The organism is Pseudomonas sp. CFBP13528, from assembly GCF_005233615.1.
Lineage (GTDB): Bacteria > Pseudomonadota > Gammaproteobacteria > Pseudomonadales > Pseudomonadaceae > Aquipseudomonas > Aquipseudomonas fluorescens_AM.
On sequence record NZ_QGAJ01000003.1, the window covers coordinates 220,338 to 237,664 of the forward strand.

Sequence of the window (17,327 nt, forward strand, 5' to 3'; positions counted from 1 at the left end):
GTGTATACGATTGCTATAAGTCATATTTATTGTGGGGAGGTTTAAAACAAATACTAATAAAAATCTATGGATAAGTATATTTGCTGGATGATTTGCTATCGGATTGCAGAGGCAATGTTTGCGGAATAAAGCGATGAACATCCCTGCAGTTTTTTGAGGCTATTGAGCCGTGTTGAATGTATTAAGCCGCGTGCGCCCTATTGAGCGGTTGCTTCTGGCCGATTGTCGTCGGTCGTGATTATCAGCATCAGGTCCCACTCAGAGATTGAAAACCCATGACGTTTCTAACCGTCGAGTGAGCAGCCGCGCCGTCAGCAAGTAGTAATACCGCGCCGCTTCACTGTGCTGGCTCATGCGATGTTCGAGAAACCAAGCCACATGCTTTCGCTGCCAAGCCCACGGCGTCTCTCGCTGCCAACGCTTTGCAATTTCAGCTTGGATAAACTTCGCCTGCCGCAAATGGCGTTGCCTCGTCGCGTACGATCCGGTCAGCACGCCACCCAAAAACAGTTCCATATCGAATGGCTTGCTCATGTCCGCCCACCAATGTAGGCAGCTGTAACGTCGATCCGACCGTGCCCCAGCTCATAGCTGACTTGCCTTCGGGCCTCACGATCAAGGCGCCGATCTACATGGCAGCATTCACCACCGTTGATAGGTGCACGGTGCTGGGTGATCTGTTCATAGCGTTCGCAGGCGAACGCCGCCCTGAGCTCATGAAAGCCCTTGATATTAGAGGTATGAACGGTGTTCCGAGCAGGACGGACGACTTCCTGCAGGACGCTCCGGTAACTTTCGCTTGGCGCAATCAGGTTGCGGCTACCCGCAGGCGAAACCTGCTGTGCAAATTCAAGTGCGCTAAGAATATGCTCATTCACAACAATCCAACGTGGCGCCGAAGCGCCTGCCCGGCCACCTTTTGTGCCTTCCTGGATGTTGATCTTGCCGAGGTCTTTAGCCTCGTGGATGAGCCGTGGCAGATCAGCCAAGATCGCCTCCCGCAATCTCATGCCGGTAGCCCGTGTTAATTGAACAATCGCTGCGGCCCTCAACTGATCGCTGCCACACAGCGCATCGAAGATCTGCTTTACCTGTACGGGGTCTTGGCCTTCCGGCACCGAGCGACGAACACTGTTCCGCCGCATTCCTAGCGTTTTGCTCGGACTCGGCACTTTCACATACTGATCACCGCGAAGCGCGGCCATGGTCCGATTCACACTGGACAACCGGTTTTGCGCAGTGGCGATGGCGAGCTCACCTTGTTCAACTTGTTGGCGCAGATGTCCGGCATAGTCCAACAAAGTCTTCCGATCAATCTGCCGCGCATCGTTAAACCCCGGCCCATCCTTCGAGCGGCACCAACGTACAAATGCCTGCCATCGATCACTGTGCGCTTTGACCGTGCCGTAATGCCCGCCGCCAAACATGTCCCGCAACGCCTGGGGCCCGGCATAACTCAATTGGCGGCCATAGCCAAAATTCCGCCCATCCTGTCTGCCTACCAATGCCATGATCAAACTCCGCTCTAAGCCATAACGTTTCAAACCTTCCTCACGTCATCCCGCCAAGAATGTTGAGTGTTATCAGGGATCAAGGCCCCTGCGACCTGTGAGGGTTATCCACTAACGCGGGACTTGCGGCTCCTTACGACCAGGAGCTTGGGCATCTCATGATCTGGCCTCCTGAGCACTTCCGAAGAAGTGGGCGGGTGGAGGCTGCGCTGGCTGACGAGACCAGCGCCGCGAGATCCTGAGTCAGGTGAAGGCAGTGATGCGATGATTGGGGTATGCCTGACTGTCAGTCAGGTGCAGTCCATCCCATGGGCTGCGGCACCATCATCTGCATCGCTGTTGCTGGTGACTCCGGTGTTTGTCACGCCGATTGTCACGAGGGGGAATGCCGCAAAGCCTTGTACGAGCTGGGCTGCAGCAGCGGTAGGAGCGCCCGTCTCTTTCCGGGAGAAAGAGACGGGCGCAGGTTGGCTCAATGAAATGGCCAAAGCGGATACGTTGCTGCAGGGCAGCTATGAAAGGGGGAAGTTGCCGCAGTGGGCACACTGGTAAAAGTAGGCATCCATCACATCGCTGTGACCGTGCGAGCCGCCGGACGCTAATCGCACTTTGGGAGAACCACCACGGTGTGGCGTAGCCTTAAAGGTTCTGGCTACTTGGGTTGCTGTCAACGACAGCGCTTTGCCCGATCTTTTCTACGCCTGTGGATAATTCGGGTCAAGGCTCGAGTTGTCGGGGTTTCTGCGGCTGTGGATGAAATTATCCACCGGTGGAAATCAGTGGTTTTCCACAGACAGTTGTGTGGTCTTTAGATTTTTTAAGTGAGGTCCATCCAAGCAGGGCGGCTTTGCAGCCCTGTTTGGATGGACCCGCGTGGCAGAGCAGATTGCGAGAGTCTTACGGATGTACGCTTATTTTACTGCGGCACTTTAAAAGCCAAAGCAGTGTTAGCACCGTCGGCCAAAACAATGTGTTGAGAACGTCGTGAGCGCTTGCCTGCCAGCGCCAGTATCCGAAGCTTCCAATATCGTCTCGCCGATCTACCCACTCACCAGCGCACGCAATGATGAAAACAACCAGCCAGCCAATGTATGGCCTGAATCTTCGGGTACCAACGGTCAGCGTTAAATAGACCGCCATGCCCAAATAGATATGCAACGCGTCTTTTGACAGTCCGGTTGCCGACACAATGGCGAGCTTGATGCTTTGTGCGGTTGAGATATCCATATCAATTCCTCCTCTCTGCGCCAATGCCAGGCTTCGCCTTTATCCGAGTAACGTTATCTCCAATCTGGTTGGCGAATTCGTGTGGAGTGACATGCTCCTGCCGGTTGGCCTCCAAGTACCGGCTCCACCAGTTCATGATCAGCCTGCGCTCCTCGATGAACTCGGCCTTGTGGATGTAAGCGGCACGGACGTTATTGCGCTCCTTGTGGCTCATCTGCCTTTCAATGGCTGTCTCGGACCACAATCCTGACTCGATCAGTGCGCTGCAGGCCATCGAACGAAACCCATGTCCGCAGATATCGGTTTTGGTGTCGTATCCCATCGTCCGAAGCGCGTTGTTCACGGTATTTTCGGACATGGGCTTCCAGGGTTTGGCATCCCCTGCGAAGACCAATGCGAATTTGCCTGTGAGTGCATGGATTTTTTCGAGTAGCGCCACTGCTTGCGGCGATAAGGGTACTAAATGGATATCCCCTGCCATCTTCGTACCCCTTGTGGAAAAGGGTACTCCCTCCAACGCTGGCCGAGTGTCCGGGATTTCCCAGACGCCGCGCTTGAGGTCGAACTCGCTCCAGCGGGCGAAGCGCAGCTCGCTGGAGCGTACAAACACATGCAGCGACAGCATCACCGTCAGACGGGTAAGTGCCCGGCCTTTATAGGTGTCGATCCGCTCCTGCAGTTCCGGCAGTCGCGATAAGGGTAGAGCGGGGCGATGGACCACCCGCGGGGCCTTGATCGAGCCTTCGAGATCGTAAGCAGGGTTTACGGTGATAAGCCGGAGGCGCTTTGCCTCGCGCATGATGCTCTGCAGGTAGTTTTGTACCCTTAAAGCAACGTCGATCGTTCCGCGCTTCTTGATCGCTTCCAAGGGCTGCATAAGGTCATGGGTGTCGAGATCAACAATGGCGCGTGCGCCAATCAGCGGGAATACGTGGGTTTTGAGGCGGCTCATCACAGTCTTGGAGTGGCCTGGTGCCCACTTGGCCGACATTTCCGTGTGCCAGTCCAGCGCAACGCTTTCAAAGGTTCTGCCTTTGATCACAGCTTCCGCCTTGGCTTGGTGCTTGGTCTCTATGGGATCAATGCCATCCGCCAGCATTCGCTTGACCTCCAAGCGCTTGCGGCGCGCATCGGCGAGGCCAATGACGGGGTAGTTGCCGAACGAGGTCAGTCCTTCCCGTCCGTCAGGTTTGACGTAACGGAGCCGCCAGCCTTTGCGGCCATTGGGTTGGACTAGGAGGTAGAGGCCATCGCCGTCGAAAAGCTTGTAGGCGCGGTCTGTAGGTTTTGCCAGGCGGCAAGCTGCGTCGGAGAGCGGAGCTGTGGTGCGCGACATAAGGGTACTCCCTTTTATCGAAGTGACCTGTATCCCAAACTCTACCCTTAAAACGGTTGGAATCCACCAGTTTCTGACGGAAACCGATGGAGCGCCAAAACGAAAAAACCCGCCATTAGGCGGGTTTTTCGGGGGTTCCAGAGATTTTGAAAGCCTTCTCTGGAACCTTGTATGGTGCCGGCACCAGGAGTCGAACCCGGGACCTACTGATTACAAGTCAGTTGCTCTACCAACTGAGCTATACCGGCGTGTTAGGGCGACGATTATAGCGACTGAAAAGGTTCTGTAAACCCCTGAATTCTGACTATTTTTGCAAACCCTGTGGTTTTTTGCGATCGCCGTGTTTTTTCCACATGTTCACCGCTCGAAAGCCCGTACAGATAACGCATCAAAGAGGGTCATAAAATTGACTACTTACCGTTCATCCAAAATTCGATCGCCAATAGCACCAAAATAATGACACTCGCCACCCTGTTGTCACAGAATGCCCCATACAAGGGCGCCTAATAATAAGACCTGCGGTAAGTACCCGCGCTTGCCGAGCTTCACGTCTTGAGTTGCGTCGTGAGGAGCAGGCTATGGGTCTTGGCAGGGAAATCCTGGCGTTATTCGGCAAGGACGTCACCCATGGTGCCGATGGCATCAATGCGCGAATGCGCTTTTTCGGCAGTATTCCTGAATCATCTCATCAATCTCTCCAGCCTGTGGAGACCCCTGTGTTGCGTCCAAAAATAGTGGCGCTGGTGTCTATCAATGGTGGTGTCGGTCGCAGCACGCTGGTGACGGCGTTGAGCAGCGGTTTGCAGCGCCATGGGGCGTCGGTGGTGGCGCTGGATCTGGACCCGCAGAATGCCTTGCATCACCACTTTGGCGTCAGTTGTACATTGCCGGGTATCGGGCGCACCAGCCTGGAGCATGGACAATGGGGCCCGCTGCAGCAGTCGGGTTTTGCCGGGTGTCGGGTGATTACCTTCGGTGATATCGATGTCCAGCAGCAGGAGAACCTGGAGCGTTGGCTCAAGCAGGAGCCCGATTGGCTGGCGCGACGTCTTGGGTCATTGGGCTTGAGCGAGCGGCAGACGGTGATTATCGATACGCCGGCCGGCAATAACGTGTATTGCCACCAGGCGCTGAACGTTGCCGATGTGGTGTTGGTCGTCGTGCAGCCGGACGCGGCGTGCCTTGGCACGCTGGATCATCTGAACGCGCTGCTCGCGCCGCATCTTGAGGGCCAGTGCCCACCTGCCGTGCACGTGGTGGTTAACCAGGTGGATGAAAGCAATGCGTTCAGCCTGGACATGGTCGAGGCGTTCAAACATCGGCTTGGCAAAGAGCCGCTTGAAGTTCATCGCGACATGGCGATCAACGAGGCGTTGGCCTTTGCGGCAGACCCGTTGGATAACGTGACGAAGCGTCTCACCAGTGACGATATCAATGCGCTGTGCCTGCTGCTGAAGGGGCTGAAAAAAACCGCGTGAAGCGCGGTTTATATGGTTTGGCTCAGATGCTTATGCACAATCCGTTAGTAACAGGCGTCACATAACAGCCATTTTGTGGAGGCGTTCTCAACACGCCGCAACTGCCTGTTTTGTGTGCGTTTTATTGTGTGAACAAAAAATGACCAGTGCTGCTTTTGGTCTGTAGCGCTGATGGTTACAGCCTCCGTAAAGAATTCATCAACAGAGTTATCCACAGGGCGCTGTAGGAATTTTCGCCCCTTAATCGCGCTGGGCCAGCACCATCAAGTTGCGTGGCGTGAGGGTCGGTTCACAGAAGCTGCCCAACTCGATGTTGTAGCCCTGCTCCATCAGGAACAGTGCCCGATCCAACACCAGCCACAATTCCAGCGGGCGACGAAACAGGCCTCTGACCAACTCCAGGTTTCGTACTTCGGCCAGTCGACGCCAGCCATGGGCTTCCAGGGCGAGCCAATCCTGTTCACCTGTGGCTAAGCCCTTGAGGCTTGCCAGCTCCCGGCAATATTCAGCGAAGGATTTATCCAGCCATTTGGTGGGCAGGGAGGGCGTGGGCAGGTAGTCGTCGCATCCGCGCAGTTGCCGTTGCAGGCGGTCGAAGCCCAGGCGCCGAGCCATGGACGTATCGCGTTGCTGGCGTACGCGTTTGCCGGCGGTGACGGTTTCGCTCAGCGGCAGGCCCAGGTCATCGATTGACAGGTGCAGGGGGGAGCCGCGCCCGGTCGCGGACAGCGCTGTATAGCGATCGGCGTTGATACGGTTATAGCAGCACGGCGCCAGCGCCAGTTGTTTGCAGCCGGCAGCGCTGGCCACTTGCAGCATGCGCACGTGGAGGTCGCCACAGGCGTGCAGGGCGACTGGGGTGTGCTCGGAGCTGATTGCTACGTCTGCCATCACGTCCTGCAGGCGATGGGTGACGGGCAAGCCGTGGTGATCGCTCAAGGCTTTGCCTGAGGCAATCAGGGCCGGGTCATATTCCAGGCAGGTCAGCTGTTGGCCGGGTTGCAGCAGGCGGCGGCCGAGGTGGCCTTTGCCGGCGCACCAGTCCAGCCAGTGGTGGGGCGTTGCGGCAAAATTCAGGGCGGCGCCGAAGGCTTCGATCTGTTGCCATTTACGGCCCGGAACGTCGACATTCAGGCGATGGTGAGCGGATGCAAGCGCGTGTGTCGGCAACTTACCCACAGTGCCCAGGCGCAGGGCCTGTGCCGCCAGTTGTGGAAAAGGCGCGGGCGCCGGCAGGTCGTGGGGGGCATTGTGACAGGCTTCGGCGTCGTCCAGCGAGCGCTGGCGTAGCCACTGCGATAACGCGCAATGCTCGGTTTCCCAGGGTAATCGCAGATGGGTAAAGGGCCGTGGTCGCCACAGCCCTTGGTGCTCGATCAGAAACGCATCCAGTGCCTGGAAGCGTGCCTCAACGTCCTTGGCACGCATCGACGCGCAGCCATTTCTCCAGCAGTTTGAAACCGCGCACCAGCACATAGGCCATCAACAGGTAGAACAGCCCAGCCGCGAAGAAGATTTCCACCGGCAGGTAGGTGCGGGCGATGATGGTCCGGGCCATGCCGGTCAGTTCCAGCAAGGTCACGGTACTGGCCAGGGCGCTGGCCTTGAGCATCAGGATCACTTCGTTGCTATAGGCCGGCAGGCCGATACGCGAGGCGCGGGGCAGGATGATGTAGAACAGTGTCTTGGGCCTGGACATACCCAGGGCGCGAGCGGCTTCGATCTCGCCCGGGGGAATGGCCTGGATCGCACCGCGCAGGATTTCAGCGATATAGGCGGCGGTGTGCAGGGTCATGGTGGCCGTGGCGCACCAGAACGGATCGCGCAGGTAGGGCCACATGAAGCTGTTGCGCACGGCGTCGAACTGCGCCAGGCCGTAATAGACCAGGAACAACTGCACCAGCAATGGCGTGCCACGGAAGAAGAAAATGTAGCCATAGGGCAGGGCGCTCACATACCAGCGGCGCGACGAGCGAGCGATACCGAGCGGGATCGCCAGTAACAGACCGGCAATCACGGCGATTGCCACCAACTCCAGGGTCAGGGTTGCGCCCTGGGCCAATTTGGGCAGCCACTTGATGATCACGGCCCAGTTCAGGCCCAGGTCGAAATGCGACAGCCAGCTGTAATCACCGCTCATTGGGCGCTCCTTGCAAAGCCGCGGGCGGCGCGTTTTTCCAGGAGGTGCATGCTGGTCATGGCCAGTACGGTCAGACCCAGGTACATGAATGCGGCGACCATGAAGAAGGTGAACGGCTGCTTGGTCACGGTTACGCCGATCTGCGCGTGGCGCATGATTTCTTCCAGGCCGATCACTGACACCAGCGCCGTGTCCTTCATCAGGATCATGAACAGGTTGCCCAGGCCGGGCAGGGCGATGCGCCACATCTGCGGCATGATCAGTCGCGTGAAAATCCGGAATCTCGACAGCCCCAATGCCACACCGGCTTCGCGGTGGCCCTTGGGAATGGCGAGGATCGCGCCGCGAAACACTTCCGTGGCGTAGGCGCCAAAGCACAGGCCCAGGGCGATGACCCCGGCGGCAAAGGCACTCAAGGAAAGGTCGGGGTTACCAAAGAACTCCCCGAGGGCACGCATCAGGTTGACGGTGCCGAAATAAATCAGCAGCACCCACAGCAATTCGGGAATGCCGCGAACGATGGTCGAATAGGCACCGCCCAGCCACTGCAACGGCTTGTACGGTGAAGTCTTGGCCAGGGCACCGGCCAGACCCAGCACCAGCCCCAGGCACAGGGCCGTGAGCGCCAGTTTGACGGTCATCAGCGCGCCGGCGGCAAGCGCCGGGCCGAATCCGTAGAGATCGAAATTCATGGTGTTTTCATATCGCGGCAGGCATTGCTGAAAGCCGACGCGCTCAGGTGAGCGCGCCGGGCAGGCCGTTCAGATCATTCGATGCTGAACGGGAAGTACTTGTCGTTGATCTTCTTGTAGGTGCCGTCTGCCTTGATCTCTGCCAGGGCTTTGTTCAGGCGCTCGCGCAGCGGGTCGCCTTTGCGGACGGCGATGCCGATCTTGTCGCTCTCTACAACCGGGTCGCCCTTGAACTCATAGGCCGAACCGTCTTTGCTCTTGAGCCACTCGTACTGCACGTACTTGTCGGCCAGGATGCCGTCGAGGCGGCCGGACGTCAGGTCGAGGTAGGCGTTTTCCTGGGTGTCATACAGCTTGGCCTCGGTGTCCGGCAGCTTGTCTTCCAGGTAGGTGCCAGCCAGGGTTGCACGTTGTGCACCGATCACCTTGCCTTTGAGGTAGGCGGCGTCGGGCTTGAAGTCGGCGGTGGCTTTTGGCGCGATGAACTGCAGCTTGTTGGAGTAGTACGGGTCGGTAAAGTCGACAGCCTGCTTGCGTTCATCGGTGATGGACAGCGAGGACACCAGGAAGTCGAACTTCTTGGCGTTCAGGGCCGGGATGATGCCGTCCCAGTCGGACACATACACTTCGCACTTCTCGACTTTCATCTTGGCGCACAGGGCGTCGCCGATGTCCTTGTCGAAACCGACGACATTGCCGCTGGCGTCTTTATTGTTGAAGGGCGGGTAGGCCGCTTCGATCCCCATCTTCAAGGTTTCTGCCATGGCCGTGGCGCTGAACGCCATCGAGACGGCCGCGGCCAGAAGGAATTTTTTATAGGTCTGCATGCATGTTGCTCCGTTAGCGGTTGCTGGACATGAATTGTTTGCAGCGCGCCGAAAGCGGGTTGTCGAACACCTGCTGTGGCGATCCTTGCTCTTCGACCAGGCCCTGGTGCAGGAACACCACTTCGCTGGACACTTGGCGGGCGAAGCCCATTTCGTGGGTGACCAGCAGCATGGTGCGGCCTTCTTCGGCCAGCGCGCGGATCACATTAAGTACTTCCTGGACCATTTCCGGGTCAAGCGCCGACGTCGGCTCATCGAACAGAATGACTTTAGGCTGCATTGCCAGCGTACGCGCAATGGCGGCGCGTTGTTGCTGGCCACCGGAGAGTTGGGCCGGGTAGGCGTGGCGCTTGTCAGCGATGCCGACCTTGGCCAGCAGGGCCTCGGCCACGTCTATCGCTTCGGCCTTGCTCTGGCCGAGTACACGGCGGGGCGCCTCGATGATGTTGTCGAGGATGCTCATGTGCGGCCACAGGTTAAAGTTTTGAAACACAAAACCGATTTCGCTGCGCAGGCGGTTGATCTGCTTACCGTCGGCGGCAAACAATTCGCCGTTTTTCGCAGCCTTGAGCTTGAGTTCTTCACCGGCCACCAGGATCTGCCCCTGGTGCGGGTTTTCGAGCAGGTTGATGCAGCGCAGGAAGGTGGACTTGCCGGAGCCGGAGGAACCCAGGATCGAGATCACATCGCCGTCGCGAGCGGTCAGCGAGATACCTTTGAGTACCTCCAGCTCACCATAGCGTTTATGCAAGTTGCGGATTTCAAGCGCGGGCGTGGCCTCGGCCATGTGCGGTCCTCATTGTGTTCGTTGCGATCTTCGCTGTTGGGCCGCCTTCCTGGCGAGGCGCCAAGCTAGCATAGCGTTTGGATGACAGCCAACAGCGCTGCGGACGGTTAACGGGTGGTCTGCGGCAGGGTGTCGCATCGGCGCAGCGGCGTGTCGCGCCATCTACAACCGAACAGACGTTTGAAACCGGAGCATCTACAGGCTTCGCGTAAAAAAAGGCGCGATGGTGCCAGCTTTGGGCAGGTGTTGGAAGGGTTAACCGGGCAAACGGCGCGTATCAGCGCTTTTATGGAGCGTCACGCACTTTTTGTGTGTGCTTTTGGTGCACCTGTTCGTCCGCAGGGTGAGTCGCTCGGTAACGCTATAGCGGAATGCCATTGTTCTCAAAGACTTGCGATCACTGCTGAACTTTCCTACAGCCCGCGTCAACTGTGCCTCTGTTACATTTTGGCGCAAATCTTGCGTAAAAAATAAAGAACGCCCTGTTGGTTTCTTTTCACGAGAAACACCGCAGGCCCGGCGAACCGTTTTCGCAATTCCTCGCAAAGGTGTGTCAATGAGTAGTACGCAAAGCTCCAATGACCTCGAACAGGGGCTCAAACCGCGGCATGTCACCATGCTGTCGATTGCCGGCGTGATCGGTGCCGGGTTGTTTGTCGGCTCCGGCCACGCGATTGCCGCCGCCGGCCCGGCCGTACTGCTGGCCTATGCGGCTGCCGGTACGCTGGTGGTACTGGTGATGCGCATGCTGGCCGAGATGGCGGTTGCGTCGCCTGATACGGGTTCGTTCTCGACTTACGCCGACCGAGCAATCGGCCACTGGGCCGGTTTCACCATCGGCTGGTTGTACTGGTGGTTCTGGGTGCTGGTGATTCCGCTGGAAGCCAATGCGGCGGCGACCATCCTGCATGCCTGGTTCCCCGATGTGGCGATCTGGGCCTTTACCTTGATCATTACCTTGCTGCTGACCGCGACCAATCTGTTCAGTGTGAAGAACTACGGTGAGTTCGAGTTCTGGTTTGCACTGATCAAAGTCGTGGCAATCGTAGGCTTTGTCATTCTCGGCCTGGCGGCGATTTTCGGCTTTCTGCCTACCAGCCAGGTCAGCGGCGTATCGCATCTGTTCGACACCCAAGGCTTTATGCCGAACGGCATGGGCGCGGTGCTGGCAGCGATCCTGACCACCATGTTCTCGTTCATGGGCACTGAGATCGTCACCATTGCCGCCGCGGAGTCGAAGAATCCTGGCCAGCAAATCACCAAGGCTACCAACTCGGTGATCTGGCGGATTGGTTTGTTCTATCTCTTGTCGATCTTCATCGTCGTGTCCCTGGTGCCGTGGAATGATCCGACACTGGCTGCCGTGGGTTCCTACCAGACCGTGCTCGAGCGCATGGGCATCCCGAATGCCAAGCTGATCGTCGACCTGGTGGTATTGGTTGCCGTGACCAGCTGCCTTAACTCGGCCCTGTACACCGCCTCGCGCATGCTGTTCTCCCTGGGCCGTCGTGGCGATGCCCCGGCTGTGGCCAAGCGCACCAATAAAAGCGGTACGCCTTACTGGGCGGTGCTGCTGTCCACCGGCGCTGCGTTCCTGGCGGTATTTGCCAACTATGTGGCACCGGCGGCGGTCTTTGAATTCCTGCTGGCCAGTTCCGGCGCGATTGCCTTGCTGGTGTACCTGGTGATCGCAGTGTCGCAACTGCGCATGCGTCAGAAGCGTACGGCGGCGGGTGAGAAGATTGTCTTCAAGATGTGGCTGTTTCCGGGCCTGACCTACGCGGTGATGGTGTTTATCGTCGGTACATTGACCATCATGCTGTTCCAGGAAGCCCATCGGGTCGAAATTATCGCAACGGGCATTCTGAGCTTGCTGGTGGTGTTGGCGGGGCTGTTTGTTGCCAGTCGTCGCAAGGCCCAGAGAGTCGGCGCTGCCGTACTGAACTGACGAAATGCAGATCAAAATGTGGGAGGGGGCTTGCCCCCGATAGCGGTGGGTCAGTTAACAAACAAGTGACTGACGCACTGCCATCGGGGGCAAGCCCCCTCCCACATTGTGTATGTGTCAGTCTGTTGAGTTCGTCAGGGCCTGGGATGCGGCCACGTAGTCCGCCTGGAACTGCGGCGATTCGATCCTCGCCATGTACGGTCCAGGAAGCCCATCGGTTCGAAATCATCGCGACCGGCATTCGAGCATGCTGGTGGCGCTGCCATACTGAACTGACGAAATGCAGATCAAAATGTGGGAGGGGGCTTGCCCCCGATAGCGGTGGGTCAGTTAACAAACAAGTGACTGACGCACTGCCATCGGGGGCAAGCCCCCTCCCACATTGTGTGTGTCAGTCTGTTGAGTTCGTCAGGGCCTGGGACTATGCCACGGAGTCCGCCTGGAACTGCGGCGATTCGATCCACGCCATGTACGGTCCAGGAAGCCCATCGGGTCGAAATCATCGCGACGGGCATCCTAAGCATGCTGGTGGCGCTGCCGTACTGAACTGACGAAATGCAGATCAAAATGTGGGAGGGGGCTTGCCCCCGATAGCGGTGGGTCAGTTAACAAACAAGTGACTGACGCACTGCCATCGGGGGCAAGCCCCCTCCCACATTGTGTGTGTGTCAGTCTGTTGAGTCCGCCTGGAACTGCGGCGATTCGATCCACGCCATGTACGGTCCAGGAAGCCCATCGGGTCGAAATCATCGCGACGGGCATTCTGAGCATGCTGGTGGCGCTGCCGTACTGAACTGACGAAATGCAGATCAAAATGTGGGAGGGGGCTTGCCCCCGATAGCGGTGGGTCAGTTAACAAACAAGTGACTGACGCACTGCCATCGGGGGCAAGCCCCCTCCCACATTGTGTATGTGTCAGTCTGTTGGGTTCGTCAGGGCCTGGGACTATGCCACGGAGTCCGCCTGGAACTGCGGCGATTCGATCCACGCCATGTACGGTCCGGGAAGCCCATCGGGTCGAAATCATCGCGACGGGCATTCTGAACATGCTGGTGGCGCTGCCGTACTGAACTGACGAAATGCAGATCAAAATGTGGGAGGGGGCTTGCCCCCGATAGCGGTGGGTCAGTTAACAAACAAGTGACTGACGCACTGCCATCGGGGGCAAGCCCCCTCCCACATTGTGTGTGTGTCAGTCTGTTGAGTTCGTCAGGGCCTGGGATGCAGCCACGTAGTCCGCCTGGAACTGCGGCGATTCGATCCACGCCAATGCGCCGGCCTCGTCATCGCTGTCAGTGGCCCATTGCCGATATTCAATCAGCGCGGCCAGGATAAAGTCGGTCGCTTCCTCTTCGCCTTCCTGTTCCAGCACCAACGCCAGCAGCGGGTGCGCCAGGAATACCGCACACAGCGCCTGCTGGCTGGTTTCGCCCGCCGTGCGCATCTCCACGAACAGCTCGGTCAAGTCCACCGACTCAAGGTCGATACGGCTGTCGTCGCCGGCGAACGCATCCGGCTTGGTGGCGACGGCACGTTGGGTACGGTTTTGCTTGGCCTTGGTTTTTGCCCGCTGGGCACGTTTTTGCTGCTTGTTTGGCGAGGCCATGGGCGTAACGTCCTTGGGGTTGGGGCAGGTATTGAAGCGCAGGTTGGGGGAAATCCCAAGCAGGTTTGGTCGCTCATCCAACTCGACCACCGGGCAATAGATGAATAGGCTTGGCCTTCGCAACCTGCCAGAGCGTCTTCATGACCCGCGACACCCTTGAGCACAACCAGATTCCCCTCTACTTTGTCGCCACCCTGCTGGCCGCGCTCTGTGGTGCATTCGCGCCGTCTTTTGCTCAGGGCCTCAGCGTACTGGTCACGCCCGCCATCGCGGTATTGATGTATGCGATGTTCCTGCAAATCCCTTTTCTCGACCTGCGCCGTGGCTGGGGCAGCCCGCGCTTTATATTGGCGTTGCTGTTGGCCAATTTCATCCTGGTGCCCTTGCTGGTATGGGCGCTGACCCGTGGCCTGCTGGAGTACCCCGCGTTGTTGGTGGGCGCGTTGCTGGTATTGCTGACGCCGTGTATCGATTACGTGGTGGTGTTTACCCACATCGGCAAAGGTGATTCGCGGTTGATGCTGGCGGCCACGCCGTTACTGTTACTGGTGCAATTGGCCCTGCTGCCGGTGTACCTGGGTTCGATGCTGGGAGCGCACTCGGAGGTGGTGATCGCGGTCGCGCCGTTTATCGAAGCGTTCCTGTTGTTGATCGCGCTGCCAATGTTGCTGGCCGCGTTGACGGCCTTTTACGCGCGACGATCAATGCTGATCAACCGGTGGAACAGCGCCTGGGCCTGGTTGCCGGTGCCGGCGATGGCCCTCGTGCTGTTTGTAGTGATCGGATCGCAGATCACATCGGTGATTCGGGACATCCGCCTGCTTCTGCCGGTGCTGCCCATCTACGCAGGCTTCGTGCTGCTGGCGCCGCTGATGGGGATGTTGGCTGCGCGGGTATTCGCGCTGCCGGCGGCAACGGCGCGTGCGGTAACGTTCAGCGCATCCACCCGCAATTCCCTGGTGGTGTTGCCCCTGGCGCTGGCATTGCCTGAAGGCGTGCGCGGGCTGGCCGCGACGGCGGTCATCCTGCAAACATTGGTCGAACTGGTGGCGCAGTTGATCTACATCCGCCTGATCCCGGCCCTGGTATGGCCCGCCAGTCGGTAATGCATGAATGTGCAGGTTCGTTCAGACGCTGTTCAGGGGGGCAGTCGGCACCATAAGCCCGCGCTTCCCACCTGACAGGTCACCCGATGGATCATCGCAACCGCTTTCGCCTGGAGTCGCTGGGCATCTTTCTGATCGCCTTACTGCTGTTCACTTTGGGTATCTGGGATCAGCAGCCTCAGGGCTTCGACGGGCGCTGGGCATTGTTCCTGCAGGAAATGTTTCGCCACGGCGCGAGTCTTTTCCCTACCACTTACGGCCAGCCATACGCGGATTATCCCGGCACCGCGACGTTCTTCAGTTTTGTCTTCGCCCGGCTGTTTGACGCGCCGAACCACTTGGCGAATGTGCTGCCCACCGCGCTCGCTTCGGCGGGGGGAGTCGCCCTGATCTATCGCCTGCTGGCACCGTCCAGCCGGCCTTGGGCATTACTGACGGTGCTGCTGACATTGCTCACCACCCAACTGCTCGAAAAGTCGCGCTCGGTGTGCCTGGACCAGATGGTCGCGCTGCTGTGCGTCGGCAGTTTCTACCTGCTGCACAGTGGTGAACAGCTGGGCTCGCGGTTCAGGCAACTTGCGGTTTTCCCCTTGTTTGTCCTGGCCTTCGCGATTCGTGGGCCGCTGGGGTTGATCGAGGTGTGTGGCGTCACATGTGTGTACTGGGCGTTGGGCCGGCCGGGGGAGCGGGTCAGGCAGGTGTTGGTTCACGGTGTGGTCGGGTTGGTGTTGCTGGCGGCGTGCTGGTGGGTGCTGATGAAACTCGCCCGAATCAGCGGGGGTGATGCTTTTGCCGATGAGGTGTTCAAGATGCAGGTCGGCGGGCGCCTGGATGAGTCCGGCGAGCCGTTTTATTTCTACTTCCAGCTGAGTTTGTACCGGTACTTCCCGGTGGTGCCGTTGGCCCTGGCGACGTTGATCGCGCTACGTCATCGCTGGGCGCAGCGCTGGATCAATGATGATGTGCAGTTGCTGATACGCCTCGGCGCGTGCGGCTTGATGATTTTGCTCGGCCTGTCAGTACCGCACTTCAAGCGTGCCTATTACATCCTGCCCATGGTGCCGATGTTTGCCGCTGTGGCGGCCTATGGGCTGCTTCAGGCGCAAGGCTGGCTCGTTGGCGTGCGCCGCTGCTACGAAGGGCTCGTCGTCGCGCTGCCGGCTCTGGGCGTGGTGGTGGTGTTTGCGTGTCGGTATGCCTGGCACAAGCACGGCTATTGGCCTGATGTTTCGATGCCGTTATTGATCGGCGTGCTCGTACTGATGCAAGCGGCGGCGCTGGTGGCGTGGCGTCGGGCCGGGCGGTTGGTGTGGCTGAGCATGCTCGCCCTGGCGGCGCAGTGGTTGCTGCTGGTCACTGTAATCGAGCCGGCCAAGGATCTTCAGTTCGATACCCGGCAGTTTGTCAGCCAGGTGGAGGCGTTGCGGGACGCGCAGCCGGGCCCTCTGGTATTTGTCGACCTGGGCCGGGACACCTGGGCGGTGCGCTACATGATGAACCTGGACCACGATGAACAGCCGTTTTTCGTCGGGCGTGACGAACTGGAAAAGCTCGCCACATTGCCCCGGCCATCCTGGGTGATTGTGCCGCGCAAGGACACGGCGCTGTTGAAGGGCTCGCCGGTTGAGCCGTTGGCGCCGAGCTTTCAGGGGCGGTTGAATGACAATGCGTTGATGGTGTTTTTGCTCAACTGAGATGGCTCTTTGGAAAGCACTTATTTACAACGAAACCCCTCCGGCATCGTAACCGTGTAATTACGCTGTACCCGATCCTGGAAATTCAGATTGCGCAGCCCCTGTTCCACCAAAAAGGCTTCCACCTTCGCGGCCTGGCAGTCGTCGTTGTACGACGATGCCCGCAGCACGTACACCGCGCGCTTGCTCGCCTCATCCCGCGCGGTGGCCCTGAACGTGGTGAGGGTGGTGTAACCGGTGCGTTCAGAGGTGCCTACGGGGCCGTAGGTGGTGTTTGGGGTGCTGGTGCAGGTCAGCTGGTCGGTTTTCTTTTTGTTCTTCTTGCACTGCGTGGTGGTGCTGTTTGCTACCTGGCCGTATTCGGTGGCGGTATAGCGGTAGGTGACCTGCTTGCTGTCGACGTCCAGGCTGACGGTCATTTTGATCGGTGCATGGTCTTTGGGCAGGGTGGTGTCGGTGAACACATTGCGAAAGCCCTGGTCTTTCATGGCGCTGACCATGTCGCGCAGGTAGTAGCGAGCGTTGAGCGCGTTTTCATCGCTGCCGCCGGTGGACGTCACCAGTACCGTTGCCTGGCGGTCGAAGTGGTAGTCGGGGTCAGGCGTTGCGTTGAGCGCTACGTCCATTTGCGTGGCGCATCCACTGAGCATTGCGGTCAGTAGCCAGAGCGTGCAGAGCAAGAAGCGTGTCATGGAAAAAACCTTACAGCTGGGAATTGGGTAAAGGCTGGACGATTGAGTCCAGCGAAAAACAACCCTCAATCGTGCTGCTGCGACATCGTGACCGCACGCAGCCGGCCCCCATTAAATCGCAGACAATAAAAAACCCCAAGGAACACATTGTTCCTTGGGGTTTCTCGGTATTTTGGTGCCCAGAGACGGAATCGAACCGCCGACACGGGGATTTTCAATCCCCTGCTCTACCGACTGAGCTATCTGGGCAACGGGGCGCATTAAACGGGTTTTTCAGGGGGTC

The 17,327-nt window shown here is 58.6% G+C and carries 15 protein-coding genes and 2 tRNA genes; 4 read left to right on the forward strand and 13 right to left on the reverse strand.

Features of this window, described 5'->3' with window-relative positions; translation table 11 throughout:
- Window positions 1-258: 258 nt before the first annotated feature.
- The 5 genes from PspCFBP13528_RS07665 to PspCFBP13528_RS07690 all read right to left on the reverse strand — a co-directional run bounded on the left by PspCFBP13528_RS07665 (window position 259) and on the right by PspCFBP13528_RS07690 (window position 4,322).
- Window positions 259-534 (reverse strand): hypothetical protein, encoded by a 276-nt coding sequence (locus tag PspCFBP13528_RS07665; protein WP_137199930.1) that lies wholly within the window; start codon window positions 532-534, stop codon window positions 259-261.
- On the reverse strand, window positions 531-1,511 hold the full coding sequence (locus PspCFBP13528_RS07670; RefSeq protein ID WP_137199931.1) for an integrase domain-containing protein: 981 nt from the start codon (window positions 1,509-1,511) through the stop codon (window positions 531-533). Before PspCFBP13528_RS07670 ends, PspCFBP13528_RS07665 begins: the two co-directional genes overlap by 4 nt.
- 897 nt (window positions 1,512-2,408) lie before the next feature.
- On the reverse strand, window positions 2,409-2,738 hold the full coding sequence (locus PspCFBP13528_RS07680; RefSeq protein WP_137199932.1) for a hypothetical protein: 330 nt from the start codon (window positions 2,736-2,738) through the stop codon (window positions 2,409-2,411).
- A gap of 1 nt (window position 2,739) precedes the next feature.
- Window positions 2,740-4,074, reverse strand: a complete 1,335-nt coding sequence (locus PspCFBP13528_RS07685; RefSeq protein WP_137199933.1) for an integrase arm-type DNA-binding domain-containing protein — start codon at window positions 4,072-4,074, stop codon at window positions 2,740-2,742.
- Window positions 4,075-4,246: 172 nt separating this feature from the next.
- Window positions 4,247-4,322 (reverse strand) — tRNA-Thr (locus PspCFBP13528_RS07690).
- Between the two features lie 330 nt (window positions 4,323-4,652).
- Here PspCFBP13528_RS07690 and bcsQ point away from each other — a divergent pair.
- Complete coding sequence (bcsQ, locus tag PspCFBP13528_RS07695; RefSeq protein ID WP_137199934.1) at window positions 4,653-5,552, forward strand: cellulose biosynthesis protein BcsQ; 900 nt, start codon at window positions 4,653-4,655, stop codon at window positions 5,550-5,552.
- 240 nt (window positions 5,553-5,792) lie between these two features.
- Here bcsQ and PspCFBP13528_RS07700 read toward each other — a convergent pair whose 3' ends face one another.
- The 5 genes from PspCFBP13528_RS07700 to PspCFBP13528_RS07720 all read right to left on the reverse strand — a co-directional run bounded on the left by PspCFBP13528_RS07700 (window position 5,793) and on the right by PspCFBP13528_RS07720 (window position 9,998).
- On the reverse strand, window positions 5,793-6,980 hold the full coding sequence (locus PspCFBP13528_RS07700; RefSeq protein WP_137199935.1) for a methyltransferase: 1,188 nt from the start codon (window positions 6,978-6,980) through the stop codon (window positions 5,793-5,795).
- The gene (locus PspCFBP13528_RS07705) at window positions 6,961-7,650 is read right to left on the reverse strand and encodes an ABC transporter permease (protein ID WP_065950184.1); all 690 of its coding nucleotides are present in this window, start codon (window positions 7,648-7,650) and stop codon (window positions 6,961-6,963) included. The genes PspCFBP13528_RS07700 and PspCFBP13528_RS07705 overlap by 20 nt, the downstream gene beginning before the upstream one ends.
- Before the next feature lie 38 nt (window positions 7,651-7,688).
- The gene (locus tag PspCFBP13528_RS07710; protein ID WP_137199936.1) at window positions 7,689-8,384 is read right to left on the reverse strand and encodes an ABC transporter permease; all 696 of its coding nucleotides are present in this window, start codon (window positions 8,382-8,384) and stop codon (window positions 7,689-7,691) included.
- A gap of 74 nt (window positions 8,385-8,458) precedes the next feature.
- Entirely contained in the window at window positions 8,459-9,211 is a 753-nt protein-coding gene (locus PspCFBP13528_RS07715; RefSeq protein WP_057725474.1) for an ABC transporter substrate-binding protein, read from the reverse strand.
- A 13-nt stretch (window positions 9,212-9,224) separates the two neighbouring features.
- Complete coding sequence (locus PspCFBP13528_RS07720) at window positions 9,225-9,998, reverse strand: ABC transporter ATP-binding protein (RefSeq protein ID WP_137199937.1); 774 nt, start codon at window positions 9,996-9,998, stop codon at window positions 9,225-9,227.
- 556 nt (window positions 9,999-10,554) lie between these two features.
- Here PspCFBP13528_RS07720 and gabP point away from each other — a divergent pair.
- The gene (gene gabP / locus PspCFBP13528_RS07725; RefSeq protein ID WP_101219820.1) at window positions 10,555-11,946 is read left to right on the forward strand and encodes a GABA permease; all 1,392 of its coding nucleotides are present in this window, start codon (window positions 10,555-10,557) and stop codon (window positions 11,944-11,946) included.
- A gap of 1,192 nt (window positions 11,947-13,138) precedes the next feature.
- Here gabP and PspCFBP13528_RS07730 read toward each other — a convergent pair.
- A complete protein-coding gene (locus PspCFBP13528_RS07730) occupies window positions 13,139-13,552 on the reverse strand; it encodes a hypothetical protein (RefSeq protein WP_137200062.1) in 414 nt (137 codons plus the stop codon).
- Window positions 13,553-13,692: 140 nt separating this feature from the next.
- Here PspCFBP13528_RS07730 and PspCFBP13528_RS07735 point away from each other — a divergent pair, with 140 nt between their 5' ends.
- A complete protein-coding gene (locus PspCFBP13528_RS07735) occupies window positions 13,693-14,658 on the forward strand; it encodes an arsenic resistance protein (protein WP_065950068.1) in 966 nt (321 codons plus the stop codon).
- Window positions 14,659-14,744: 86 nt separating this feature from the next.
- Window positions 14,745-16,352 (forward strand): glycosyltransferase family 39 protein, encoded by a 1,608-nt coding sequence (locus PspCFBP13528_RS07740; protein ID WP_137199938.1) that lies wholly within the window; start codon window positions 14,745-14,747, stop codon window positions 16,350-16,352.
- A 20-nt stretch (window positions 16,353-16,372) separates the two neighbouring features.
- On the opposite strand, the gene PspCFBP13528_RS07745 is transcribed toward PspCFBP13528_RS07740, so the two are convergent.
- The gene (locus tag PspCFBP13528_RS07745; protein ID WP_137199939.1) at window positions 16,373-17,044 is read right to left on the reverse strand and encodes a hypothetical protein; all 672 of its coding nucleotides are present in this window, start codon (window positions 17,042-17,044) and stop codon (window positions 16,373-16,375) included.
- 173 nt (window positions 17,045-17,217) lie between these two features.
- Window positions 17,218-17,293 (reverse strand) — tRNA-Phe (locus tag PspCFBP13528_RS07750).
- Between the last annotated feature and the right edge of the window lie 34 nt (window positions 17,294-17,327).